Annotated in this window: 15 protein-coding genes; 10 read left to right on the forward strand and 5 right to left on the reverse strand. The window is 62.1% G+C overall.

Features of this window, described 5'->3' with window-relative positions; all coding sequences use genetic code 11:
- Positions 1 to 88 precede the first annotated feature (88 nt).
- From eprS to ACXX9E_RS19410, 5 genes are all read left to right on the forward strand, one after another.
- Positions 89 to 3,040, forward strand: a complete 2,952-nt coding sequence (eprS, locus tag ACXX9E_RS19390) for an autotransporter serine peptidase EprS (protein WP_458555975.1) — start codon at positions 89 to 91, stop codon at positions 3,038 to 3,040.
- Positions 3,041 to 3,264: 224 nt separating this feature from the next.
- Positions 3,265 to 6,351 carry an autotransporter domain-containing protein gene (locus ACXX9E_RS19395; RefSeq protein WP_458555976.1) on the forward strand — a complete coding sequence of 1,029 codons (3,087 nt, stop codon included), beginning with the start codon at positions 3,265 to 3,267 and terminating at the stop codon, positions 6,349 to 6,351.
- Positions 6,352 to 6,407: 56 nt separating this feature from the next.
- Entirely contained in the window at positions 6,408 to 8,096 is a 1,689-nt protein-coding gene (locus ACXX9E_RS19400; protein WP_458555977.1) for a polyurethane esterase, read from the forward strand.
- Between the two features lie 200 nt (positions 8,097 to 8,296).
- A complete protein-coding gene (locus tag ACXX9E_RS19405; RefSeq protein ID WP_458555978.1) occupies positions 8,297 to 10,150 on the forward strand; it encodes a polyurethane esterase in 1,854 nt (617 codons plus the stop codon).
- Between the two features lie 220 nt (positions 10,151 to 10,370).
- Positions 10,371 to 10,712 carry a hypothetical protein gene (locus ACXX9E_RS19410; protein WP_458556598.1) on the forward strand — a complete coding sequence of 114 codons (342 nt, stop codon included), beginning with the start codon at positions 10,371 to 10,373 and terminating at the stop codon, positions 10,710 to 10,712.
- An 83-nt stretch (positions 10,713 to 10,795) separates the two neighbouring features.
- Here the strand turns inward: ACXX9E_RS19410 and ACXX9E_RS19415 are convergent, their stop codons facing one another.
- Entirely contained in the window at positions 10,796 to 11,020 is a 225-nt protein-coding gene (locus tag ACXX9E_RS19415) for a YgdI/YgdR family lipoprotein (protein ID WP_123468612.1), read from the reverse strand.
- 194 nt (positions 11,021 to 11,214) lie between these two features.
- Between ACXX9E_RS19415 and ACXX9E_RS19420 the strand changes: the two genes are divergently transcribed.
- The 4 genes from ACXX9E_RS19420 to ACXX9E_RS19435 all read left to right on the forward strand — a co-directional run bounded on the left by ACXX9E_RS19420 (position 11,215) and on the right by ACXX9E_RS19435 (position 17,721).
- Positions 11,215 to 12,867: a VRR-NUC domain-containing protein gene (locus ACXX9E_RS19420; protein WP_458555979.1), complete on the forward strand. Its 1,653-nt coding sequence runs from the start codon at positions 11,215 to 11,217 to the stop codon at positions 12,865 to 12,867.
- A complete protein-coding gene (locus ACXX9E_RS19425; protein ID WP_458555980.1) occupies positions 12,864 to 15,182 on the forward strand; it encodes an ATP-dependent DNA helicase in 2,319 nt (772 codons plus the stop codon). Before ACXX9E_RS19420 ends, ACXX9E_RS19425 begins: the two co-directional genes overlap by 4 nt.
- Before the next feature lie 5 nt (positions 15,183 to 15,187).
- Positions 15,188 to 17,107 (forward strand): hybrid sensor histidine kinase/response regulator, encoded by a 1,920-nt coding sequence (locus ACXX9E_RS19430; protein ID WP_422495595.1) that lies wholly within the window; start codon positions 15,188 to 15,190, stop codon positions 17,105 to 17,107.
- Between the two features lie 77 nt (positions 17,108 to 17,184).
- A complete protein-coding gene (locus ACXX9E_RS19435; protein ID WP_064118033.1) occupies positions 17,185 to 17,721 on the forward strand; it encodes a hypothetical protein in 537 nt (178 codons plus the stop codon).
- A 57-nt stretch (positions 17,722 to 17,778) separates the two neighbouring features.
- Here the strand turns inward: ACXX9E_RS19435 and ACXX9E_RS19440 are convergent, their stop codons facing one another.
- The 4 genes from ACXX9E_RS19440 to ACXX9E_RS19455 all read right to left on the reverse strand — a co-directional run bounded on the left by ACXX9E_RS19440 (position 17,779) and on the right by ACXX9E_RS19455 (position 21,834).
- Positions 17,779 to 18,075 carry a hypothetical protein gene (locus ACXX9E_RS19440; protein WP_322374503.1) on the reverse strand — a complete coding sequence of 99 codons (297 nt, stop codon included), beginning with the start codon at positions 18,073 to 18,075 and terminating at the stop codon, positions 17,779 to 17,781.
- A 191-nt stretch (positions 18,076 to 18,266) separates the two neighbouring features.
- A complete protein-coding gene (locus ACXX9E_RS19445) occupies positions 18,267 to 19,610 on the reverse strand; it encodes a cation:proton antiporter (protein WP_458555981.1) in 1,344 nt (447 codons plus the stop codon).
- 98 nt (positions 19,611 to 19,708) lie between these two features.
- Positions 19,709 to 20,566, reverse strand: a complete 858-nt coding sequence (locus ACXX9E_RS19450; RefSeq protein WP_458555982.1) for a glucose 1-dehydrogenase — start codon at positions 20,564 to 20,566, stop codon at positions 19,709 to 19,711.
- Between the two features lie 113 nt (positions 20,567 to 20,679).
- A complete protein-coding gene (locus ACXX9E_RS19455; RefSeq protein WP_458555983.1) occupies positions 20,680 to 21,834 on the reverse strand; it encodes a MalY/PatB family protein in 1,155 nt (384 codons plus the stop codon).
- Positions 21,835 to 22,190: 356 nt separating this feature from the next.
- On the opposite strand from ACXX9E_RS19455, the gene fdnG reads away from it, so the two are divergent.
- A complete protein-coding gene (fdnG, locus tag ACXX9E_RS19460) occupies positions 22,191 to 25,256 on the forward strand; it encodes a formate dehydrogenase-N subunit alpha (protein WP_458555984.1) in 3,066 nt (1,021 codons plus the stop codon).
- Positions 25,257 to 25,266 lie beyond the last annotated feature (10 nt).

Consider the following 25,266-nt stretch of genomic DNA (forward strand, 5'->3'; position numbering starts at 1 on the left):
CCCTCTCCCTCGGGGAGAGGGCTGGGGTGAGGGGAACAGGCTGCACCGCAGACAAACCTGCATAAAACAATAAAAGTGAGTGGTGAACATGGACGTACGCTTCAAGCCGGCATCGGTCGGCACCCTGTTGCTTGCAGTTTCTGTTGCGCAGGCCCAGGCGCAGTACCTGGAAACCGGCAAACCCGGCGATCCCGCCAGTTGGCGCAGCACCGAGTTTCTGCGTGACTGGGGCCTGGAACGCATGCAGGCCGACCAAGCCTATGCCGCCGGCATCACCGGCAAAGGGGTGAAAATCGGCGCGCTCGATTCCGGTTTCGATGCCGCCCATCCCGAGTTCGCCAGCGACCGCTATCACCCGGTACTGGCCAGCGGCAGCTACGTTGACGGCTCGCTGTTCAACGTCGACGGCACCCTCAACTCCAACAACGACTCCCACGGCACCCACGTGGTCGGCACCATGGGGGCGTCCCGCGACGGCAGCGGCATGCACGGGGTGGCGTATAACGCGCAGCTTTACGTCGGCAACACCAACAAGAACGACAGCTTCCTGTTCGGCCCCAACCCCGACCCGCGTTATTTCAAAGCGGTGTATGACGCCCTGGCCGATGCCGGCGTGCGCGCGATCAACAACAGCTGGGGCAGTCAGCCGCCGGATGTCAGCTATCGCTCCCTGGCCGATCTGCACGCCGCCTACGCCCAACACTACAACCAAGGCACCTGGCTCGACGCCGCAGGCGACGTGTCGCGCCGTGGTGTGATCAACGTGTTCAGTGCCGGCAACAGCGGTTACCCGAATGCCAGCGTGCGTTCGGCGCTGCCGTACTTTCAGCCGGACCTTGAAGGTCACTGGCTGGCGGTCTCTGGGCTCGACCAGGGCAATCAGCAGAAGTACAACCAATGCGGCCTCGCCAAGTACTGGTGCATCACCACCCCGGGGGCGAAGATCGACAGCACCATCCCCGGTGGCGGTTACGCGATCAAGTCCGGCACCTCGATGGCGGCGCCGCACGCCACTGGCGCCCTGGCGCTGGTGATGGAACGTTACCCGTACATGAACAATCAGCAGGCGCTTGAAGTACTGCTGACCACCGCCACGCAGCTCGATGGCTCGGCTACCGACGCACCGACCGCTCAGGTCGGCTGGGGCGTGGCCAACCTGAACCGGGCCATGCGCGGGCCGGGCCAGTTGCTCGGCGCGTTCGATGCCAGTCTGGGGGCGGGGCAGCGCGATATCTGGAGCAATGACATCTCCGACAAGGCACTGATCCAGCGTCAGAGCGAGGACCTCGCCGAGCACAATGCCTGGCAGCAAACCCTGCAGGACAAGGGCTGGCAGACCGGTGTCCCGGACGGTGGCAGTCAGCAGGATCAGACCGACTATGCCATCGGCAGCGCCCGCGACGCAGCGGCGGCGCAGCGGATTTATCAGGGCAGCCTGATCAAGTCCGGCGCCGGGCAGTTGATTCTCACCGGCAACAATACCTATCGCGGCCCGACCACGGTCAATGGCGGCTTGTTGACGGTGAACGGTGCGCTGACGTCTGCCGTGATCGTGAACGACAACGGTACGCTCGGCGGTTCCGGGCGCATCGGCGCGTTGACCGCCAACAGCGGCAGCCGCGTGGCGCCGGGCAATTCCATCGGCACCTTGAACGTGGCCGGTGACGTGACCTTCGCGCCGGGTTCGACTTACGCGGTAGAACTCTCGCCGACCAGCAGCGATCGGATCGTTGCCGGCGGCACGGCAACCGTTAGCGGCGCCACGGTCAGCCTGTCGCTGGAAAACAGCCCGACACTGCTCAGCAGCGCCGAGACGCAAAGCCTGCTAGGGCGCCAGTACGACATCCTGCAAGCGGCGGGCGGCATACAGGGCCGGTTCGGTGCGGTGCTGCCGAATTACCTGTTTATCGGTGGCAGCCTCGACTATTCCGGCAACGGCATTCAGCTCGACATAGAACGTAATGCAACCGCGTTCGCCAGCATCGGCCAGACCCCGAACCAACGTGCGGTGGCGGCGGCGGTGGAAGGTCTCGGCGCTGGCAATTCGGTGTACGAAAGCCTGTTGCTGGCGGCCGACGCGCCGGCCGCGCAACACGCCTTCCAGCAGTTGAGCGGCGAGATCTATCCGGCGCTCGGCTCGATGCTGATCAATGACAGCCGCCAGTTGCGCGACGCGTTGGGTGAACGTCTGCACGATGCCTCAGCGGCGCACAGCAACGGCTGGATCAAGGCCCTCGGCGCCTGGGGCACCACCGATTCGAGCCATGACATGGCGGGTTACAGCACCTCGATTGGCGGACTGCTGGCCGGTGTCGACGGCGCCCTCGACGAGCAGACCCGCATCGGTCTGGTCACCGGCTACAGCGACAGCTCATTGAGCATGGGCTCGGGCACGCATTCATCCGCCAAGGTCGACAGCTATCACCTCGGCGCGTACGCCGGCCATGAAACCGGCGCCTGGCGCTTGAGCACCGGAGCGGCGTACAGCTGGCACCGTGCGGATGTGAAGCGCGACTTGCAGTACGGCAACGTCAGCGGCAAACAGAAGGCCAAGGTCGATGCGAGCACCACGCAAGTGTTCGGTGAAGCGGCGTATCGACTGCACCTGCAACCGTTGGCACTGGAGCCGTTCGCCAACCTCGCGTATGTGCACCTGGACACCGAAGGCTTCAGGGAAAAGGGCAATGCGGCGGCATTGAAAAGCGCTGGCGACCAGCGTGATGCGGTACTGAGCACCCTCGGTGTGCGCGTGCTGAAGACCTTCAACCTGTCGGCGCAGCAATCGCTGGACGTCAGCGGCCACCTCGGCTGGCAGCACAGCCTGAGCGCTATCGACTCCGGGCAGCACCTGCGTTTTGCCAGCGGCGGCACGCCGTATTCGGTGGAGAGCTCGGCACTGCTGCGCGATGCCGCATTGGTGGGCGTGCAGGCCGGCCTGGCGTTGAGCAAGGACGTGCGGGTGAACATCGATTACACCGGACAACTGGCCAGCCGCGAGAAGAGTCATGGCGTTGGCTTGAGTTTGAACTGGCGGTTCTGACCGAGGGGAGGGACGCCAATCCCTGCGAGAGCTGCCGCAGGCTGCGCAAACACAGACCTGTGGCGAGGGGATTTATCCCCGTTCGGCTGCGCAGCAGTCGCAGCCCCATACGACTCGGTTTGCCTGAAAGGTTGCAGGGGGCCGCTTAAATCCCCTCGCCACAAGGCAGTGCATGCATTCGAGATAAACGGATTTTTCGCAACATCACTAAGGAAGGTCGCTGGATGAATAACAACAATACCCCCGCGCAAACGGGTGGCCGCTTTGCCCTGAAAACCCTCACGTGCGCCGTGTTGTGCGCACTGACCAGTTGGGGCACCGCGCACGCGGCGCCCTACGTGGAAAACGGTCGCAAGGGCGATCCCTCGAGTTGGCGCAGCGCCGAATTCCAGGCCGACTGGGGCCTGGGTGCGATCGGTGCCGATTACGCCTATGCCGCCGGCTATACCGGCAAAGGCGTGAAGCTGGGCATTTTCGACCAGCCGGTGTACGCCGCGCATCCGGAGTTCTCCGGCAGCAACAAGGTGATCACCCTGGTCACGCGCGGGATCCGCGAATACACCGACCCGTACATTCCGGTGAAGGCGGGTGATGCGTTCCTGTACGACGGCTCGCCCTCGGTCGGCTCCGACGGCAAGCTCGGTGCCCACGGCACCCACGTCGGCGGTATCGCCGCTGGCAGTCGTGACGGCGGGCCGATGCACGGCGCAGCATTCGGCGCACAGATCATCAGCGCCGACAACGGCGATCCCGGCCCGGAAGACGGTATCGTCCGCGGTAACGACGGCGCGGTGTACAAGGCCGGTTGGGATGCGCTGATCGCCAGCGGCGCACGGATCATCAACAATAGCTGGGGCATCGGCATCACCGACCGTTTCGACCTCGGTGGCCGCGATCCGGCGTACCCGCACTTCACCGTCAACGACGCGCAATTGCAGTTCAACGAAATCCGCACACTGCTCGGCACCAAACCCGGCGGCGCCTACGACGGTGCAATTGCGGCGGCCCGCAGCGGTATCGTGACGATCTTCGCCGCCGGTAACGACTACAACCTCAACAACCCGGACGCCATCGCCGGCCTCGGCTATTTCGTCCCGGACATCGCGCCCAACTGGATCACCGTCGCTGCGTTGCAGAAGAACCCGGACCTGGCCAGCGCCAACCCGTACATCATGAGCACGTTCTCTTCGCGTTGCGGCTACACCGCGAGTTTCTGCGTCTCGGCGCCGGGCACGAAAATCTACAGCGCGATCATCGAAGGCACCAACGCCGACAACCTGACCACCGGTTACAAAAATTACAATGGCACCTCGATGGCCGCGCCACACGTGGCCGGCTCGATGGCGGTGCTGATGGAGCGCTTCCCGTACATGTCCGGCGACCAGGTCGCCACGGTGCTGCGCACCACCGCCACCGACCTCGGCGCACCGGGCATCGACGCCCTGTACGGCTGGGGCATGATCAACTTGCGCAAGGGCATCGACGGCCCGGCGATGTTCGTCAACGAGCAGGACATCCCCGAAGAGTTCCGCATTCAGGGGGCTTACGGCTCCGGTCAGTTCGTCGCTGATTTGCCGGGTATCGGCGCGATCATCGACAAGGGCAAGCCCACCGAGCGTGTCTGCAACGACATCACCTGCGGCCTCGACACCTGGCGCAACGATATTTCCGGTCATGGCGGTTTGACCAAGCAGGGCCTCGGCACTCTGGTGTTGACCGGCAACAACACCTACAGCGGCCCGACCCTGGTCAATCAGGGACGACTGGCGATCAACGGTTCGCTGCAATCGGCGGTGACCGTGAATGACGGCGGCGTCCTCGGCGGTAACGGCCATATTGGCGCGCTGTCGGTGAAAAGCGGCGGTACCGTGGCACCCGGCAACTCCATCGGCACCTTGAACGTGGCCGGCGACGTGACCTTCGCCCCGGGCTCGACCTATGCCGTTGAACTGTCGCCGACCAGCAGCGACCAGATCATCGCCACTGGCAAAGCGGTGATTGAAGGCGCGACGGTGAGCATGTCCCTGGAAAACAGCCCGACCTTGCTGACCACCAGCGAAGTGCAAAGCCTGCTCGGCACCCGCTACAACATCCTGCAAGCAGCGGGCGGCATCGAAGGCCGCTTCGGTCAGGTATTGCCGGATTACGCGTTCCTCGGTGGCATTCTCGATTACTCGGCGGGCGGTATCCAGCTGGCGGTCGGGCGCAACGAAGCCTCCTTCGCCAGCGTCGGCCTGACGCCGAACCAGCGTGCGGTCGGTGCTGCTGCCGAACGGCTGGGCGCGGGCAATGCGCTGTTCGAAACCCTGCTGTTGTCGCCGAACGCGGCCTCGGCGCAACAGGCCTTCCAGCAACTGTCCGGCGAAATCCACCCGGCTATCGGCACGCTGTTGATCAACGACAGCCGTTACCTGCGTGAGGCAGTGGGCGAGCGTCTGCGCGAACGTGACCTGTTCAACGCCGGTGCACCGACCGATGACCGCAGCAACGCCTGGGTCAAGGTCCTGGGTTCGTGGGGCAAGAGCGATGGCGGGCATGACAATGCCGACTCCAACAGCTCGATCAGTGGCTTGCTGGCCGGTGTCGACGGCTTGATTGCTGAAGATACTCGCTTGGGTTTCGTTACCGGTTACAGCGACAGCTCGTTGAACATGGGCAGTGGCACGCATTCGTCGGCGTCGGTCGACAGCTACCACCTGGGTGCGTACCTGGGACATCAGATCGACGCACTGCGCCTGACCGCCGGTGCGGCCTACAGCTGGCATCGCGTGGACGTGAAGCGTGAACTGCAGTTCGGTGGTGTCAGCGGCAGACAGAAAACCAAGCACGACGCCGCCACGACTCAGGTGTTCACTGAAGCGGCTTACGACCTGGGCCTGCAACCGATGAACCTGGAGCCGTTCGCCAATCTGTCGTACGTGCACCTGAACACCGAAAGCTTCACCGAAAAGGGTGACGCGGCGGCGCTCAAAGGCGGCGAAGACAACCGCGACGTGGTGCTCTCGACCCTGGGTGTGCGTGCCAAGCGCACTTTTGCCGTGTCGGACCAGCATCAGCTGGAACTGGGGGCGAGCCTTGGCTGGCAGCACAACCTGAGCAGCGTCGATGCGGACAGCCACCTGGCCTTCGCCAATGGCAACAGCGCGTTCACCGTGCAGAGCGTGTCGATGGATCGTGATGCTGCGGTGGTGGGCGTACGCGCCGGTCTGGCGCTCAATCGCGATGTGCGGGTGAACCTGGATTACAACGGGCTGATCGGTAGCAACGAGAAGAACCACGGCGTGGGTCTGACCCTCGACTGGCAGTTCTAAGGCATGCCGGCAGTTCTTGCGAGAACTGCCGGTCTTGAAGGAAGAGAGGGCACAGCATGGGACTGTTCGATTACAAGAATGCTGATGGCAAAGCGTTGTACAGCGACGCCATCGCGCTGACGTTGTACGCCTACACACCGACCGGCAAACCGTTGCCCGCGACGGCCTGGGCCCCGGTGACCGCGACGGCGCTGGGCTATCAGGGCAAGGTTGGCGACAAGGGCACGTTCTTCGGCGAGAAGGACGGCTTTACCAGCGCCGAAGCCGAAGTGCTCGGCAAATACGACGCCTCCGGCAAACTGATCGGTATCGGTGTGGCCTTCCGTGGTACCGGCGGGCTGGACTACAGCGACACCTTCGGCGACATGAAAAACAACCTGCTGGCGGCGTTCGGGCCAGCGGATTATGCGAGCAACTACGCCAAAAACGCCTTCGACAACCTGCTCAAGGCCGTCGCTGCGTTTGCCATCGCCAATGGCATCGCTGCCAAGGACGTCTTGATCAGCGGCCACAGCCTCGGTGGGCTCGGGGTCAACAGCGTGGCCGAGTTGAGTGCGAACAATTGGGGCGGGTTCTTCAAGGACGCCAACTACATTGCGTTTGCCTCGCCGACCCAGAGCAGCACCGGCAACAATGTATTGAACATCGGCTATGAGAACGACCCGGTGTTCCGCGTGCTTGATGGCACCACGTTCAGCAGCGCCTCGATGGGCAAGCACGACAAGCCGCATGATTCGACCACCGATAACATCGTCAACTTCAACGACCACTATGCGTCCACCGCACAGAACCTGGTGCCGTTCAGCATCATCAATCCGCTGAGCTGGTCGGCGCACAGTTCGCTGGGGTATGCCGATGGCTTGAATCGGGTGATCGACTCGAAGTTCTACAACCTCACCGATAAGGACTCGACGATCATCGTCTCCAACCTGGAGCAAGCATCCCGGGGCAAAACCTGGGTCGAGGACCTCGGGCGCAGCGGCGAGCCGCACACCGGCAGCACCTTCATCATCGGCACCGACAGCAACGACTGGCTCAAGGGCGGGGCGGGCAACGACTTCCTTGAAGGCCGTGCCGGCGATGACCGGTTCCGTGACGACGGTGGCTTCAACATCCTGCTCGGTGGCGAGGGCCACAACACCTTCGAATTGCAGAAACCGTTGCAGAACTTCAGCTTCGCCAACGACGGAGACGGCACGCTGTACGTGCGCGACGCCTACGGCGGCATCAGCATGACTCGCGACATCGGTGCGCTGGTGAGCAAGGAGGCGGGGTCGTGGTGGGGCAGCAAGGACATCACCTGGGGCGTCACGGCCAAGGGCTTGAGCAATGGCAACCAACTGACCCAGTACACCCATTCGCTCAACGGCGATGCGTACGGCAATGCGTTGCACGCGACCGCCGACGGTGACTGGCTGTTCGGCCTCGGTGGCGACGACCAACTGGTCAGCGACAAGGGCCACGTGACCTTCGTCGGCGGCGCCGGAAACGACGTGATGACGGCGGTGGGTGGCAACAACACCTTCCTGTTCAGCGGCGCGTTCGGCTTCGATGCCATCAATGGCTACCAGGGCAGCGACAAACTGGTGTTCATGGGCGTCGAAGGCGCGGGGCAGGGCTACGACTACAAGCAGCACGCCTCGCAGTCCGGGGCCGACACCGTGCTGAAGATTGGCGACTATGCCGTGACCCTGATCGGGGTGGGAGTGGCTAACCTGTCGGACTCGGCATTCGTTTTTGCCTAGTACTTCCTGCAGGAGCGAGCCTGCTCGCGATAGCGGTGTGTCAGTTTGCATTTATTAATCAGACACATCGCTATCGCCAGCAGCCTCACTCCTGCAGTTAAACGCTAAACGTAGTTTCTGAAATGCTCCGGGGCGTCCCCCAAGGGGCGCCCTGGCTGTGAGCTATCTCTGACAATTCCAACAAAAGAGAGGCAATAGCAATGGGTGTGTTTGACTACAAAAACTTCGGCACAGCCGATTCCAAGGCGCTGTTCAGCGACGCCATGGCGATCACGCTGTATTCCTACCACAACCTCGATAACGGCTTTGCCACGGGCTATCAGCACAACGGCTTCGGCCTTGGCCTGCCGGCCACGCTGGTCACGGCGTTGCTGGGCGGCACGGATTCCCAGGGGGTTATCCCCGGCATTCCGTGGAACCCCGACTCGGAAAAACTCGCCCTCGACGCCGTGAAGAAGGCCGGCTGGACGCCGATCACCGCGTCGCAACTGGGGTATGAAGGCAAGACCGACGCACGCGGCACCTTCTTCGGCGAGAAGGCCGGTTACGCTACCGCTCAGGTCGAAATCCTCGGCAAGTACGACGCCCAGGGCCATCTGACGGAAATCGGCATCGCCTTTCGCGGCACCAGCGGCCCGCGGGAAAACCTGATCCTCGACTCCATCGGCGATGTGATCAACGACCTGCTGGCGGCGTTCGGTCCCAAGGACTACGCCAGGAACTACGTCGGTGAAGCCTTCGGCAACCTGCTCAGTGATGTCGTGGCGTTCGCCAAGGCCAACGGCCTGACCGGCAAGGACGTGCTGGTCAGCGGCCACAGCCTCGGCGGGCTGGCAGTCAACAGCATGGCCGACCTGAGCGGCGGCAAATGGGGCGGGTTTTTCGCCGATTCCAACTACATCGCCTACGCCTCGCCGACCCAGAGCAGCACCGACAAGGTGCTCAACGTCGGTTACGAAAACGATCCGGTATTCCGCGCCCTCGACGGCTCGAGCTTCACCGGCGCCTCGATCGGCGTGCACGACGCGCCGAAGGAATCAGCCACCGACAACATCGTCAGCTTCAACGATCACTACGCCTCGACCGCGTGGAATCTGCTGCCGTTCTCGATCCTCAACATCCCGACCTGGATCTCACACCTGCCGACTGCTTACGGCGACGGCATGAACCGGATCATCGAGTCGAAGTTCTACGACCTGACCAGCAAGGACTCGACGATCATCGTCGCCAACCTGTCGGACCCGGCGCGCGCCAATACCTGGGTGCAGGACCTCAATCGCAATGCCGAAACCCACAAGGGCAGCACCTTTATCATCGGCAGCGACGCCAACGACCTGATCCAGGGCGGCAGTGGCAACGACTATCTGGAGGGGCGCGCCGGCAACGACACCTTCCGCGACAGTGGCGGCTACAACGTCATCCTCGGCGGCGCCGGCAACAACACCCTCGACTTGCAGAAATCGGTGAACACCTTCGACTTTGCCAACGACGGCGCCGGCAACCTGTACATCCGCGATGCAAAAGGCGGGATCAGCATCACCCGCGATATCGGTAGCATCGTCACCAAGGAGCCGGGCTTCCTCTGGGGGCTGTTCAAGGACGACGTGACCCACAGCGTCACCAGCAGCGGCTTGAAGGTCGGCAACAACCTCACCGCGTATGAGTCGAGCGTCAAAGGCAGCAGCGGTGCCGACACACTCAAGGCGCATGCTGGCGGTGACTGGCTGTTCGGGCTCGATGGCAACGATCATCTGGTGGGTGGCGCCGGTAATGACGTCTTCGTCGGTGGCGCCGGCAACGACCTGATGGAGTCGGGTGGCGGGGCGGACACGTTCCTGTTCAACGGGGCGTTCGGCCAGGACCGGGTGGTCGGGTTTACGTCCAACGACAAACTGGTGTTCCTGGGCGTGCAGGGGGTGTTGCCGACCGATGACTTGCGTGCCCATGCCGCGACAGTGGGGCAGGACACGGTGCTGACGTTTGGCAATGATTCGGTGACGCTGGTCGGGGTTGCGCTCAATAGCTTGAGTGCCGACGGTATCGTGATCGCCTGATATTGATTGGCAACCCACAACCTGTGGCGAGGGCGCTGGCGCCCTCGCCACAATCGGGTGCTGGAAGTGACTCGATGGCCATTCTCTGACTCAAACCCTGTGCAAACAGGAAAAGCGGCCTAAAGCCAGCACGTGCACACACGTTCTATAGCTAGCCGCCATTAGAGTACAGGAGATTCACACGTGAGAAGTTTCAAGGGGTCTATCCGGTTTCGTCGGACTGGCGCTGTGTTCCGCCAATGTCTGGGCCGATCTGCCTCAAACCTCGATTCTGAGCCGTTACGGCACCAGCATCGAGCAACTGCCGAGCCCGGCCAAGACCAAAGCGGTCGAGCCGGTCGAGGAGAAAAGCCGTTTTCAGATCCAGCCCGAACAGCCCTTCGTGACCATTCGCCTGGGTGACGGCAAACCACCGCCGCAAACCACCGGCAATCCGAGCATTGACCGCATGGCCCAGCAGGACCTGGAGCGTTGCCAGCGCCTGCAAGGCGAATTGGTACGACGTGGCCGCAGCTACTTCAGTTGCGACAACAGCATCCCGGGCATGCCCGCGTTCGAATAACCCGAGACGCCTGTGCAGGAGCTGCCGAGGCGGCGATCTTGATCGTTCCCACGCACAGCGTGGGAACGAACGGCAGCAGGGTGTCAGTCTTCTTCGCGAACAGTGGCGACTTCATCGGCGCGCACTTTCACCTTGGCCCCGGAAATATCCTCGAATTCATAGAAACCGTCCTTGGTTTTGGTCTTCGGCATGTCCTTGGTCAAATACTGAGTGCCGTTCTGCAGGGTGACCACGGTCTGGGTCGAGCAACCGCCCAAAGCCAGCAAAGCCGCAACTGCCAGAGGAATGCCCAGCGTCTTGATTTTCATACCCACTTCTAGATCCTCGTTCCATGTGATACCGAGCAATGTCGGTCTTCTAACGCGGTTGGTGCCATCACACGGGAAAAAGTTCGATGCGCCGGTCAAAAAATGCCACTGATCCTTTTCTGTTTGCACCGGACGGGGCAGAGCTGGTATCTGTACGCATAACCAGTACTCGCTCGCCATGGCCCTGAATTTCCGTGACTGCCCATCCCCTCGACGATCCGTTCTATTACCTCAACAACTTCCGGCAAGTGCTTGACTGGCTTGAGCTGCGCTATGCCGATGTGATGAGCGCAACCGAGCACGCCTTCATTCGCGACTTCAAGGCATTGCCCAAACCGTCGCAAGGTTTGCTGGTGCGCATGGTGATGCGCAAGGGCGTGCATTTTCGTGCCGGCAAACTCGCTTATGCCGAGATCGGTGACATCGCCGAGGCTGCACAACCGTTGCTGGCCCATGGCTGGCTGGATGAACACGCCCCCTTGGCGCTGGCCGAGGTGTTCGAGGTGTTGCTCAAGGCCGAAATCCTGCAAGCGTTCGCCGCGTTCATCGAGCAACCCAAGGGCCGCAAGGACGACTGGCTGCTCGCACTCGCCGGGCTGTTCCCGGAAACCCGCCGCCTGTGCGACTGGGCACCGTTGCTCGCCGAGCGTCTGTTCAGCCTGACCATCATGGACCTGTGCGACCGCTTGCGCCTGATGTTCTTCGGCAACCTGTACCAGGACTGGTCGGAGTTCGTCCTCGCCGACCTCGGGATCTTCACCTACGAAAAAGTCGAGTTCTGCGCCGACTCCCGGGGCCTGCGCAGCCGCGAAGACGTTGACGCCTGCCTGTTTCTGCACACCTGCCAGCTGCGCTTCGAGGCCGGCGAACCGTTGGAGATCATTGTCGAGCAGGTCAGCGCCATGCATTTCGATAACCCGTGGCTGCAACGGCGGCGTGGCAAGGTGCTGTTCCAGATCGCCCAGTATTGCGAGCGCACCACCGAGTTTGCCCTGGCCCTGAACATCTACCGCGACTGTGCCTACCCGGGCGCGCGATTGCGCATGATCCGGGTGCTGGAGCGCTGCGGTGAATACGCCTTGGCGCTGGAACTCGCCACTGTGGCGGAGCAGGCCGTGGAGAGTGCTGCCGAACAACAAGGCCTGCAACGCATCGTGCCACGGCTGCGGCGCAAACTCGGTGGTCCGCCATTGAAACGCGTGGCGGCCAGACCGGTGGAGCGCCTGGATCTGCAGCTGCTGCGCAGCGATCCAGGGTTGTCGGTCGAGTACTACGTGCAGGCCCATCTGCACGACGACGATGGCCCGGTGCATTACGTGGAAAACAGTCTGATCAATTCGCTGTTCGGCCTGTTGTGCTGGCCGGCGATTTTTGCGCCGCTGCCGGGCGCGTTCTTTCACCCGTTCCAGCGCGGGCCGGTGGATTTGCTGAATGAAGACTTTCAGCAACGCCGCGCCGAACTGTTCCAGGCCTGTCTGGCTGAGCTCGACGATGGTCGCTATGCGCAGACCATTCGCGAACGATTTGTCGCCAAGTGGGGCATCCAGTCGCCATTCGTGTTTTGGGGCGCCTTGAATGAAGCCTTGCTGGAGCAGGCACTGGCCTGTCTGCCGGCCGAACACCTGAAACACTGGTTCAACCGGCTGCTGCTCGACATCAAGGCCAACCGCGCCGGCATGCCCGACCTGATCCAGTTCTGGCCGCAGCACAAAACTTACCGGATGATCGAAGTCAAAGGCCCCGGCGACCGCTTGCAGGATAACCAGCTGCGCTGGCTGGAGTTCTGCCATCAACACCAGATGCCGGTTGCCGTGTGTTACGTGCAATGGGCGGAGCAGAGCGCTTGAGCTACAGCATTGCCGTGCGCGCACTGTGCGAGTTCACCGCGAAATGCGGTGACCTCGACCTGCGTTTCACACCGTCCCCCACAGCGCTGGAAGGCATTGCCGGGCATCGCACCGTGGCTTCGCGGCGTAGCGAGCAGTATCAAAGTGAAGTCGCGCTGGAAGGCGAGTACCTGCAACTGAAGGTCAAGGGCAGGGCGGATGGCTACGACCCGGCGCAAAACTGCCTGGAAGAGGTCAAAACCTACCGTGGCGACCTGAGCAAGCAACCGGCCAATCATCGGCAATTGCACTGGGCGCAGGCCAAGGTTTACGGCTGGTTGATGTGCCGCAAGCTCGATGTGCAGCAGATCAACCTGGCGCTGGTGTATTTCGACATCGTCAGCGAGAAGGAAACCTGCCTGGTCGAAGCCTTCGACGCCAAGACCCTGCAGGACTTCTTCGAGCACCAATGCCGCTTGTTTCTGCATTGGGCCGAACAGGAAATGGCGCACCGCGATGCGCGTAATCGAGCGGCGCAGCACCTTAGCTTTCCCCATGCCGGTTTTCGCCCCGGCCAGCGGCACCTGGCCGAATCGGTGTTCAAGGCCGTCAGCACCGGTCGTTGTCTGATGGCCCAGGCGCCGACCGGGATCGGCAAGACCCTCGGCACCCTGTTCCCGATGCTCAAGGCGCTGGCGCCGCAGCAACTGGACAAGGTGTTCTTCCTGACCGCCAAGACCCCCGGGCGCAAACTGGCGCTGGACGCCAGTCAGGTGTTGTTCGATCAGACGCCGGCATTGCCCTTGCGGGTCCTGGAAATGGTCGCCCGGGACAAGGCCTGCGAACACCCGGACAAGGCCTGTCACGGTGAATCCTGTCCCCTGGCGCAAGGCTTCTACGATCGTTTGCCCGCCGCCCGCGAAGCGGCCAGTCGCATCAACCTGCTTGATCAGGCGGCCATGCGCGACGTCGCCGCGCAACACTCGGTCTGTCCGTATTACCTGAGCCAGGAAATGGCCCGCTGGGCCGACGTGGTGGTAGCCGACTACAACTATTATTTCGACTTCAGTGCTTTGCTGTTCGGGCTGGCCCAGCTCAATCAGTGGAAAGTCGCCGTCCTGGCAGACGAGGCGCACAACCTGGTGGAGCGCGGCCGGCAGATGTACAGCGCCAGTCTGGATCAGGGCACCTTCGGCAGCGTGCGCAAAACCGCCCCGCAGGCGCTGAAAAACGTCCTGCAACGGGTCAACCGCGAGTGGAACGCGTTGCATGCGCCGCAACTGGCGCCGTATCAGGCCTACGACAAGGCGCCGGAAAAACTGCTGCAAGCGATCTCGCTGTGCTGCGCGGCCATCGGCGATTACCTCAACGATCACCCGCAAGGGCTCGACAGCGGTTTGCAGAATGTCTACTTCGACCTGCTGCAATTTGGCCGGGTCGCGGAGCTGTACGACGAGCATTATCTGTTCGACATCAGCAAGCGCGACCTCGATCGCAAGCGACCGCTGTCGCAACTGTGCCTGCGCAATGTGGTGCCGGCCGCGTTCATCGGCCCGCGCCTGAAAGCGGCGCGCAGCAGCGTATTGTTTTCCGCCACCCTCAGCCCGCGCCGCTATTACGCCGACCTGCTCGGGACACCCGCCGATACCGTGTGCATCGACGTAGAGTCGCCGTTCAGCGCCGAGCAGTTGCAGGTGCACATCGTCAGCCGCATCTCGACGCGCTTCAACCATCGCCAGGCTTCGCTGGCGCCCATCGTCGAACTGATCGCTCGCCAGTTCAGCGAGCGGCCGGGCAACTATCTGGCGTTCTTCAGCAGCTTTGACTACTTGCAACAGGTCGCGCAGTTGCTGGCCGAACGGCACCCCCACATCACCTTGTGGCAGCAATCACGGGGCATGGCCGAAGGGCAGCGTCAGGCGTTCCTCGATCAGTTCACCGCCGACAGCCAGGGCGTCGGGTTTGCGGTGCTGGGCGGCGCCTTCGGGGAAGGCATCGACTTGCCCGGCGCCCGCCTGATCGGTGCGTTCATCGCCACCCTGGGGCTGGCGCAGCTCAACCCGGTCAATGAACAGATGAAGCAGCGCATGGCGGCGATTTTCGGCGCCGGCTACGACTACACCTACCTGTTTCCCGGCGTACAGAAAGTGGTGCAGGCCGCCGGTCGCGTGATCCGCACCCGCGAGGATCGCGGCGTGGTGATGCTGATCGACGATCGCTTTGCCGAGCATCGCATTCAGCAACTGCTGCCGCGCTGGTGGGCGATCGATAACGAGCCCGCCGCTTCCCAAATCGACGGATTCACGCATACTCCTGCTCATATCAGTGTGCGGTGAGTGGAATGAGCGATAACAGCAAGACCGGGGCGATGGAGGAGATGCGATTTCGGCTCCTGATCGATGCGGTGGTCGATTACGCGATTTACATGATCGACCCCGACGGCATCATCACCAGCTGGAACTCCGGCGCGAAACGCTTCAAGGGCTATGAAGAGGCGGAAATTCTCGGCGAGCACTTTTCAAGGTTCTACACCACGGACGATCGCGCTGCCGGATTGCCGCAGCGGGCGTTGGATACGGCGGTCCGCGAAGGACGGTATGAAGGTGAAGGCTGGCGGGTGCGCAAGGACGGCACGAATTTCTGGTGCCACGTGGTGATCGACCCGATCATCGCGCCGGATGGCCGCTTGCTCGGTTTCGCCAAGATCACCCGCGACCTGACTGATCGCAAAATGGCCGAGGAAACCCTCAAGCGAAGTGAGCAGCAGTTCCGCCTGCTGGTGCAAGGCGTTACCGACTACGCGATTTATATGCTCAGCCCGGAAGGCCGCGTCAGTAACTGGAATCAGGGTGCACAACGCATCAAGGGCTATACGCCGGAAGAAATCATCGGTGAGCATTTTTCGGTTTTCTACACCCCCGAAGACCGTGAACTCGGCGAGCCGGCGCGGGCCCTGGACATCGCCACCCGCGAAGGCCGCTTTGAGAACAGGAGCTGGCGCGTACGCAAGGATGGCACGCGTTTTCTCGCGCACGTGGTAGTCGATGCGATTCGCGGGGAAACCGGGACGCTGCTGGGGTTTGCCAAGATCACGCGTGACGTGACGCAAGCCCATGAGGCGCAACTGGCCCTGGAAAAGACCCGCGAGGCGTTGTTCCAGGCGCAGAAGATGCAGGCCATCGGTCAGCTCAGCGGCGGTATTGCCCATGACTTCAACAACCTGCTGACGGTGATCCTGGGCAATCTGGAAATTCTGCAGAAACGCATCGGTGACGAACCGAAAATCAGCCGCTTGCTGGAGAACGCCACCCAGGGCGCCTTGCGCGGTGTGTCGCTGACCCAGCGCATGCTGGCGTTCGCACGCCGGCAGGAGCTCAAGACCGAACCGGTCGATATTCCGCAACTGGTGCAAGGCATCACCGGGCTGTTACGCAGTTCGCTGGGGCCAGGAATTCACATCGAGACACGCTTTGCGCCGGACCTTTCGCCGGTGCTGGCAGACAGCAACCAACTGGAGCTGGCCGTGCTCAACCTGGCCACCAACGCCCGCGACGCCATGCCCGACGGTGGCACAGTGGTGATCAGTGCGCAGCCGGAAGTCGTGCTTGAACAGAGTTATTCGGCGCTGACACCGGGGCATTATGTGTGCCTGAGCCTGATCGACAGCGGCGAGGGCATGGACACAGAAACCCTGGCCCAGGCCAGGGATCCGTTTTTCACCACCAAGGGCCTGGGCAAGGGCACCGGCCTGGGCTTGTCGATGGTGCACGGCTTCATCGAGCAACTCGGTGGGCGCTTTGTCCTCAAGAGCGAAAAAGGCCACGGCACAGCGGCCGAACTCTGGTTGCCGGTGATCGGCGAGGGCGTGACGGCCAAACCCTCGCGGCTGCCGGTCGAACCGATTGCAGTACCACGGCTCAGCGTACTGGTGGTGGACGACGATTCGCTGGTCTTGACCAGCACCAGCCTGTTACTCGAGGACCTGGGGCACCGGGTGATCAATGCCACGTCCGCCGCCAGGGCGCTGGCGCTGTTCGATGAGGGCGAAGTCATCGACCTGATGATCACCGACATGGCCATGCCGACCATGAGCGGCGCACAACTGGCCCACGCCGTGCGCCTGCTCAAACCCGACCTGCCGATCATCCTCGCCACCGGTTACGCCGAACGGCTCGAAGGCTTCGCCGCGCAACTGCCGCGTCTGCCCAAGCCGTTTACCCAGTTGAATCTGGTGGAAGTGATTGCCCAGGCAATGAAATGACCCGGCGGGCAATCCGGCTGAACTTGTCTGCAAACGCGCGCTTCTAAGCGTTTTCCCCACCCCGGAGCGTGCGTCTCTTGCCTCGCATATTGACCCAGCCGACCGCTGAAGAAACCCTGACCGAACATAATGCCAAGATGTTCGGTTCGCCCAAGGAGCGGCTGGATTTCTATCGCCGGGAGATCCAGTACGAAACCAGCATCCTCGCCAACCGCACCGACGCCTACCTGGCGGCGCAGTCGTTTCTGGTGATTGCCTTTGCCTCGTGCATGGCCAACCTCAACCCGGAATGGGGCAAGTTGTTCACCCTGGTGGTGCCGCCGTTTCTGGCGCTGCTCGGGCTGCTCAGTTCGCTCAATGCCTGGCCGGGCATTCGCGCCGCGTATGACATCATTGATCACTGGCACTTCAAGCAGAGCCATCTGTTGCACAGCGAGCCCTTGATGGGACTGGCATATGACGAGTCGCCGCTGTTCAGCGAAATGGAGTCGAGCCACAAGGGGTACCGCAAGTCGCTGCTGTTCTCGGTGCGCACCCCGTGGATCTTTGCCACGTTCTGGGTATTGCTGGGCAGTTATGCGGTGTTTATTCAGGTGACCAATCCGGGCGGTTGATCAGCAGGCAAAAAGCAGTCCGGCACTGATTGCCGGGCTGCTTTTTGGGGCGAGGGATCACTCGGCAATTTCAAGCTGGCGACGCAATCCCTGCGAGTTGTGCGGCGACATGGGGATCGGCGGGAAGTCTTCGTTGAGCACGCACAAATGCTCGATCGCATCGGCAAACTTCAGGTCGGCTTTACGCCGTAACGCGCGATAGTGTTCAAACTGTTCCAGATCCATCTCTCGGCTTTCCAGCAGTTCGTGAGCCGCGAGGTTCAGCGCCTGCGCCTCTTCGAACAATTGGCGATTGCGTTCCAGAGCCAGCGCTCTGCAAGCCTTGATTTGCGCAGGAGTCGAGCATTCTTTCATGACCGTAACCTTATTTTTCGGGATTCCTTTTCATAGGCGTTTCGCCGCAGGGGAACCGAACCTGCCAGGCCCCGCCGAGGTGCTCGGCGAGGGGTTAACGTTGTGACCGCCAAGCGTTGCGCAGAGATCCATTTTTTTTCGCAGGATTTTTAACCTTGTCATTCCCCTGTAGAAGCTGCCCCAGGCTGCTCCTATAAAAGGGCTTTCTGGCGTCGTTCGTAGCGGGCAAGAATCGGCTGGGTGCTGACCCCGTGCAGCAAAATGCTCAGGGCCACCACAGACAGCGTGAGGTCGGTACACAGCGTGGCGACAGCGTCGGTCAGGCCATGATTCAAGGCATAAAACAGGTAGAACAGGCTGCCGATACCGCGGATGCCGAACCAGCCAATCAACAGCCGTTGCCGCCCCAGCAACAGGCCACCCCACGGCATCAGTGCAACGCAGACCGGACGGATCAGGCAGAACAACACACCGCCGACCAGCAACGCGCGCCAATCCCAGTGCGCGATCAGCACCACGCCCAGCAGGGTGACCAGAAACACTTCCATGGCCCGTTCCACCAGACTGCCGAACGACAGCATATCGCCCATCATGATGCCGGCCGCGACCTGACTGCTTTCCAGCCGTTCGGTATCGCCGTGCATCGCGTGTTGCGGCTCGACGTTCTGGTGGCCGACCACCGGTTGCACCAGGTGTTCGGCCGGCGGCTGGCTGGCGCCGGTGGATTTCACTTCAACCTGACGCAAGCCCAGGCCGGCCGCAAAGACCGACAGAAAGCCGTAGCCGCCGATGGCTTCGGCAACGACGTAAGCCAGGGCTATCAGCGACAACGCCAGATAGTCGTTGGGGCTCAGGGTGCTGTCGTCATTGCGGATGCGCAGCGACAGGGTCACACGGCCGATGCCGCGGCCCATCCAGTAACCGGTCAACAGACCGGCGGGCACGGCCCACAGCAGATTGCGCAAGACCCAACCCTGCCAGTCGGCAGCTGTGCCGTCACCGTGAATCAGCAACAGCCCGAGAATCACAAAAGGGAAGGCGATCCCGTCATTGAGCCCGGCCTCACCGGACAGGCCAAACCGCACACTGTCGACGTCCCGCGCATCATTGACCTGCACCAGGGCGGCGAGCACGGGGTCGGTTGGCGCCAGAATCGCACCGATCAGCAGCGACGGGCCCCACGGTAGCTGCAAGCCCCAATGCAACAGCAGGCATACCCCGGCGATGGTCAGCACCATCACCGGGCCCGCGAGGCCGAAGGCTATCCGCCAGCGTTTGTCGCGCAGCGGCAAGCGCAACTTGAGGCCGCAGACGAACAGCGAAAACAGCACCGCGACTTCCGTCAGGTGCTCCATCCATAACGAGGCGTCGTCCAGCGACAGTTTCAACAGATCAAGGCCGCTGGGACCGATGCCGATCCCCAGCAGCAGGCAGACCGCCGATGTGGTCACCGGCATCCAGCGCAGGTACGACGAGGTCAGCGCCAGGGTCAACAGCACAGCGCCCAGCACGGCGACCCACACGGTAAAGCTCATAAGATGCCGCCTTGGATATTGGGTGTGACTGCCGTTGTGAGCAGGCGCAGCCTTCGGCAGCGCCTGCAGGGTCGTGTTGCTGTGTGAATAGCGCGGAATCAGAGCATCGGTTTGCCACCTGTCACGCCGTAGCGCTGGCCGGTGATGTAGCTGGCTTCGTCCGACGCCAGCAATACATAGATCGGCGCCACTTCCACTGGTTGCCCGGGGCGCCCGAGCGGGGTTTCGCTGCCGAAATTCTGGACTTCTTCATCCGGCATGGTCGAGACGATCAGCGGGGTCCAGATCGGCCCCGGTGCCACGCAGTTCACGCGGATCTCTTTCGGCCCGAGCATCTGGGCCAGGCCACCGGTGAAGTTGGCGATCGCGCCTTTGGTGGTGGCGTAGGCGAGCAGGGTCGGGTTGGGCAAATCGGAGTTGATCGAGCTGGTGTTGATGATCGACGCGCCGGGGCGCATGTGTTTGATCGCCGCCTGACACAAGCGGAAAATCGCGGTGATGTTGACGTCAAAGGTCATCACCCATTCTTCGTCGGGGATTTCTTCAAAGGTTTCGTGGGTCATCTGGAACGCGGCGTTGTTGACCAGCACGTCGATGCGGCCAAAGCGTTCGATGGTCTGGTCGACCAGCGCCTGGCAGTGGGCCTTTTGCGCGAGGTCACCGGGCAACAACAGGCACTGGCGACCGGCCTGCTCGACCCAGCGCGCGGTCTCTTTGGCGTCGTCATGCTCATCGAGATAAGCCACGACGACGTCTGCGCCTTCACGGGCAAAGGCAATCGCCACGGCGCGACCGATGCCGCTGTCGGCGCCGGTGATCAGCGCAATCTTGCCGGCCAGCCTGCCGGAACCGACATAGCTTTGTTCGCCGCAGTCGGGATAAGGCTGCATTTTGCCTTGCTCGCCGGGCACCGCCTGGGCCTGTTTGGGGAAGGGGGGTTTTGGATAGTCGGTCATCGCAAATCTCCGGGTCTCATGGCAGGTATGAGAGGTTGACCCGGGCGGTTTGCCGTGAGTTCGATCAGATTTGGGGAGCTGGCAAGCCAGCTCCCACATCAATCAAAGTGTTTTCAGGTATTGCGGTCAGCCAGGGCTCGCTCCATCCGGGCAATACCGTCTTCGAGCATTGAACGCGGGCAGCCGAAGTTCAGGCGCACGAACTGTTGGTGCTGGTCGCCGAAGTCCAGACCGGCGCTCAAGCCGACTTTGGCCTCTTCCAGAAAGAACTGCTGAGGATTGGCCAGATCCAGCGCCGAGCAATCGAGCCACGCCAGATACGTGCCCTGCGGCACGTTGAGGGTCACGCCGGGCAACCGGCGGCGCACGGCGTCCACCAGCCAGTCACGGTTGGCCTGCAGGTAGGTTTTCAACTCGGCCAGCCACGGCCCGGCTTCGCTGTAGGCGACGCGGGTGGCTTCCATGCCCAGCGGGTTGACACTGTCGACCATGCCGCAGCGGGCGTGGTTGACGCGTTCGCGCAGGGCGGCGTCCTGGATGATCATGAACGAGGTCTTGAGACCGGCGATGTTGTAGGCCTTGCTCGCCGACATCAGGGTGATGGTGCGGCGGGCGATTTCCGGGCTCAGGGAAGCGGTCGGGATGTGCACGCGACCGTCGAAGCACAGCTCGGCGTGGATTTCGTCGGAGATGATCCACGCGTCCCGGGCAACACAGATATCCGCCACCGCTTGCAGTTCTTCACGGCCGAACACCTTGCCGATCGGGTTGTGCGGGTTGCTTAGCAGCAGCGCGCCGCCACCGATCAGTGATTCACGCAAGCCCTCCAAGGGCGTCAAGTAAGTGCCGTCAGCCTGTGCGACGAATTTTAGCTCGACCTTGTTCAAGCCCCAGTGGCCCGGCGCATGGCGCAGCGGCGGGTAGTTGGGCACTTGCACCACGACGTTCTGTTGCGGCTGCACCAGCGCTTTCAAGGCCATGTTGAAACCGGACTCAACGCCCGGCAGAAAGATCAGCTCCTGAGGTTTGACCTGCCACGCGAACTTGTTCCAGAGGTCGGCAACGATGGCCTCGCGCAGGTTGTCCTGCGCCACGCTGTAACCCAACAGCGGGTGCAGCAGACGCTGCTGCAGTGCCTCGATCACCACCGGCGGTGCGGCGAAATCCATATCAGCGACCCACATCGGCAACACGTCGGCCGGGTAGCGGCTCCACTTGGTGCTGCCGGTGTTGTGGCGGTCGAATACCTGATCAAAATCGAAAGTCATGCGCGGTCTCGTGAAGGCGGGAATGGTCCTGCCGGCCATTCTAAGCCTCCATCCCCTGTGGGGGCGAGTTTGCTGCTTATAAGGTTCACACAATACCTGTGGGAGCGAGCTTGCTCGCGAAGGCGTCGTGTCAGTCAGCATCGTTGTCGAATGACACACCGCTTTCGCGAGCAAGCTCGCTCCCACAGGGTTTGGTGGTCTTCAGTTAAGAACCGACAAACGGCCGACGGTCGGTTTTCACACAAACCGTGTGGTCATTGTCTACAGTGAAAACGTCGGCACACGTTTGCCGTAACCGTGTTTGTCCAGAAAAAGCCCGGCATCAGTACCGGGTTCCACCTGATCAGGAGTGCACGATGGATCTCAGCCGTCGTCAGTTCTTCAAGGTCGCCGGTATCGGCCTTGCAGGCTCTAGCCTGGGCGCGTTGGGCATGGCCCCGACGCCAGCCTTCGCCGAGCAGGTGCGCCACTTCAAGCTTGCCCACACCCATGAAACCCGCAACACCTGCCCGTATTGCTCGGTCGGTTGCGGCTTGATCATGTACAGCCAGGGCGATGCCGCGAAGAACGTCGCGCAAAATATCATTCACATCGAGGGCGACGCCGACCACCCGGTCAACCGCGGTACCCTCTGCCCGAAAGGCGCAGGTCTTCTCGACTTCATTCACAGCCCCGGCCGTTTGCTCTACCCGCAAACGCGCAAACCGGGCAGCAGCGAATGGACGCGAATCAGTTGGGACGAAGCGCTCGACCGCATCGTCGACCTGATGAAAGCCGACCGCGACGCTAACTTCATCGAGAAAAATGCCAACGGGCAAACAGTGAATCGCTGGCTGAGCACCGGGTTCCTCGCGGCATCGGCGGCGTCCAACGAAGCCGGCTACATCACCCAGAAGGTGATTCGCAGTCTCGGCATGCTGGGGTTCGATAACCAGGCGCGTGTCTGACACGGCCCGACGGTGGCAAGTCTTGCCCCGACGTACGGCCGTGGAGCCATGACCAACACCTGGACCGATATCGCCAACGCGAATCTGATCCTGGTGATGGGTGGCAACGCAGCAGAAGCGCATCCGTGCGGCTTCAAATGGGTGACCGAGGCCAAAGCGCACAACGCCGCGCGGCTGATCGTGGTCGATCCGCGTTTTACCCGGACCGCGTCCGTGGCCGACTATTACGCGCCGATCCGTACCGGCACCGACATCGCCTTCATGGGCGGCCTGATCAATTACCTGCTGACCACGGACAAGATCCAGCACGAATACGTGCGCAACTACACCGACATGTCGTTTATCGTCAGGGCCGGTTACGGCTTTGAAGATGGCATCTTCAGCGGCTACGACGTGGCCAAGCGCAGCTATACCGACAAATCCGGCTGGGGCTACGAGCTGGGCGAGGACGGCTTTGTCAAAGTCGACCCGACCCTGCAGGACCCGCGCTGTGTCTATCAACTGATGAAACAGCATTACAGCCGCTACAACATCGACCTCGCCAGCCAGATCTGCGGGATGCCGGTCGATGCCATGCAGAAAATCTGGGATGAGATTGCCACGTGCGCCACGCCCGGCAAGACCATGACCATTCTCTATGCGCTCGGCTGGACGCAACACTCGATCGGCGCGCAGATCATTCGCAGTGCGGCGATGGTCCAGCTGTTGCTGGGCAACGTCGGCATGCCGGGCGGCGGGGTCAACGCGTTGCGCGGGCACTCGAACATTCAGGGCCTGACCGACCTTGGTTTGCTTTCCAATGCGCTGCCGGGCTACCTGACGCTGGGCACCGACACCGAGCAGGATTACAACGCCTTCATCCACAAACGCACGCAAGTGCCGCTGCGTCCTGGGCAATTGTCGTACTGGCAGAACTACAGCAAATTCCACGTCAGCCTGATGAAGGCGTGGTACGGCGCCAATGCCACCGTCGAGAACAATTGGTGCTACGACCATCTGCCGAAACTGGACATCCCCAACTACGACGTCCTGAAGATGTTCGACCTGATGAGCCAGGGCAAGGTCAACGGCTACTTCTGCCAGGGTTTCAACCCGATCGCTGCGCTGCCCGACAAGAACCGGGTGATGGGCGCACTGGCCAAACTGAAATGGCTGGTGGTGATGGACCCGCTGGCCACAGAAACCTCGGAGTTCTGGCACAACGTCGGGCCGTACAACGACGTGAAAAGCGCCGAGATCCAGACCGAAGTCATTCGCCTGCCCACCACCTGTTTTGCCGAAGAGGACGGTTCGCTGGTCAACAGCAGCCGCTGGCTGCAATGGCACTGGAAGGGTGCCGATGGCCCGGGCGAAGCGCAGACCGACATTCGCATCATGAGCGAGCTGTTCCTGCGCCTGCGCAAGCGCTATCAGGCCGAGGGCGGCAAGTTCCCCGATCCACTGCTGAAGCTGTCGTGGCCGTACAAGATCCCCGACGAGCCTTCGCCGGAAGAACTGGCCAAGGAGATCAACGGCAGCGCCGTCGCCGACTTCACCGATGCCACCGGCGTCGCGGTCAAGGCCGGCACGCAACTGGCGGGTTTCGGCTTGCTCAAGGATGACGGCAGTACCGCATCCGGCTGCTGGATTTTCGCCGGCAGCTGGACCGAAGCCGGTAATCAGATGGCCCGGCGTGATAACGCCGATCCCTATGGCATGCATCAGCATCTGGGTTGGGCATGGGCGTGGCCGGCCAACCGGCGGATTCTCTACAACCGTGCTTCGGCGGATGTCGCCGGCAAACCGTGGGACCCGAAAAAGCGTCTGGTGTGGTGGAACGGCAAGGCCTGGGGCGGTACCGATGTGCCGGACTACAAGGCCGATGTGCCGCCGGAAGCCGGGATGAACCCGTTCATCATGAACCCCGAAGGCGTGGCGCGGTTCTTTGCCGTCGACAAGATGAACGAGGGGCCATTCCCCGAGCACTACGAGCCGTTCGAAACGCCGATCGGCATCAACCCGCTGCACCCGCAAAACAAGAAGGCCACCAGTAACCCGGCGGCGCGGATCTTCGATTCGGTCTGGGAAAGCCTCGGCGAAGCCAAGGACTTCCCGTACGCCGGCACCAGTTACCGGCTCACCGAGCATTTCCACTTCTGGAGCAAGCATTGCAAATTGAATGCGATTTCCCAGCCCGAGCAGTTCGTCGAGATCGGCGAAGTGCTGGCGAAAGAGAAGGGCATTGCCGCCGGTGATCGCGTGCGCGTCAGCTGTAAACGCGGGTTCATCGAAGCGGTGGCGGTGGTGACCAAAAGGATCCGGCCGTTGCAGGTCAACGGCCAGGTCGTGCATCAGATCGGCATCCCGCTGCACTGGGGATTCACCGGCCTGACGCGTCACGGTTACCTGACCAACACCTTGGTGCCGTTCCTCGGCGATGGCAACACCCAGACCCCGGAATCCAAGTCATTCCTGGTCAACGTGGAGAAGCTCTGATGGAGAATCT

It is taken from the genome of Pseudomonas sp. GNP014 (assembly GCF_054344005.1).

Bases quoted from the DNA above. Each gene is read 5' to 3' on its own strand.
- ACXX9E_RS19455 (WP_458555983.1), bottom strand. From the start codon at position 21,834: ATGACTTTCGATTTTGATCAGGTATTCGACCGCCACAACACCGGCAGC.
- ACXX9E_RS19415 (WP_123468612.1), bottom strand. From the start codon at position 11,020: ATGAAAATCAAGACGCTGGGCATTCCTCTGGCAGTTGCGGCTTTGCTG.
- ACXX9E_RS19450 (WP_458555982.1), bottom strand. From the start codon at position 20,566: ATGACCGACTATCCAAAACCCCCCTTCCCCAAACAGGCCCAGGCGGTG.
- ACXX9E_RS19440 (WP_322374503.1), bottom strand. From the start codon at position 18,075: ATGAAAGAATGCTCGACTCCTGCGCAAATCAAGGCTTGCAGAGCGCTG.
- ACXX9E_RS19445 (WP_458555981.1), bottom strand. From the start codon at position 19,610: ATGAGCTTTACCGTGTGGGTCGCCGTGCTGGGCGCTGTGCTGTTGACC.
- ACXX9E_RS19405 (WP_458555978.1), top strand. From the start codon at position 8,297: ATGGGTGTGTTTGACTACAAAAACTTCGGCACAGCCGATTCCAAGGCG.
- ACXX9E_RS19430 (WP_422495595.1), top strand. From the start codon at position 15,188: ATGAGCGATAACAGCAAGACCGGGGCGATGGAGGAGATGCGATTTCGG.
- ACXX9E_RS19400 (WP_458555977.1), top strand. From the start codon at position 6,408: ATGGGACTGTTCGATTACAAGAATGCTGATGGCAAAGCGTTGTACAGC.
- eprS (WP_458555975.1), top strand. From the start codon at position 89: ATGGACGTACGCTTCAAGCCGGCATCGGTCGGCACCCTGTTGCTTGCA.
- ACXX9E_RS19395 (WP_458555976.1), top strand. From the start codon at position 3,265: ATGAATAACAACAATACCCCCGCGCAAACGGGTGGCCGCTTTGCCCTG.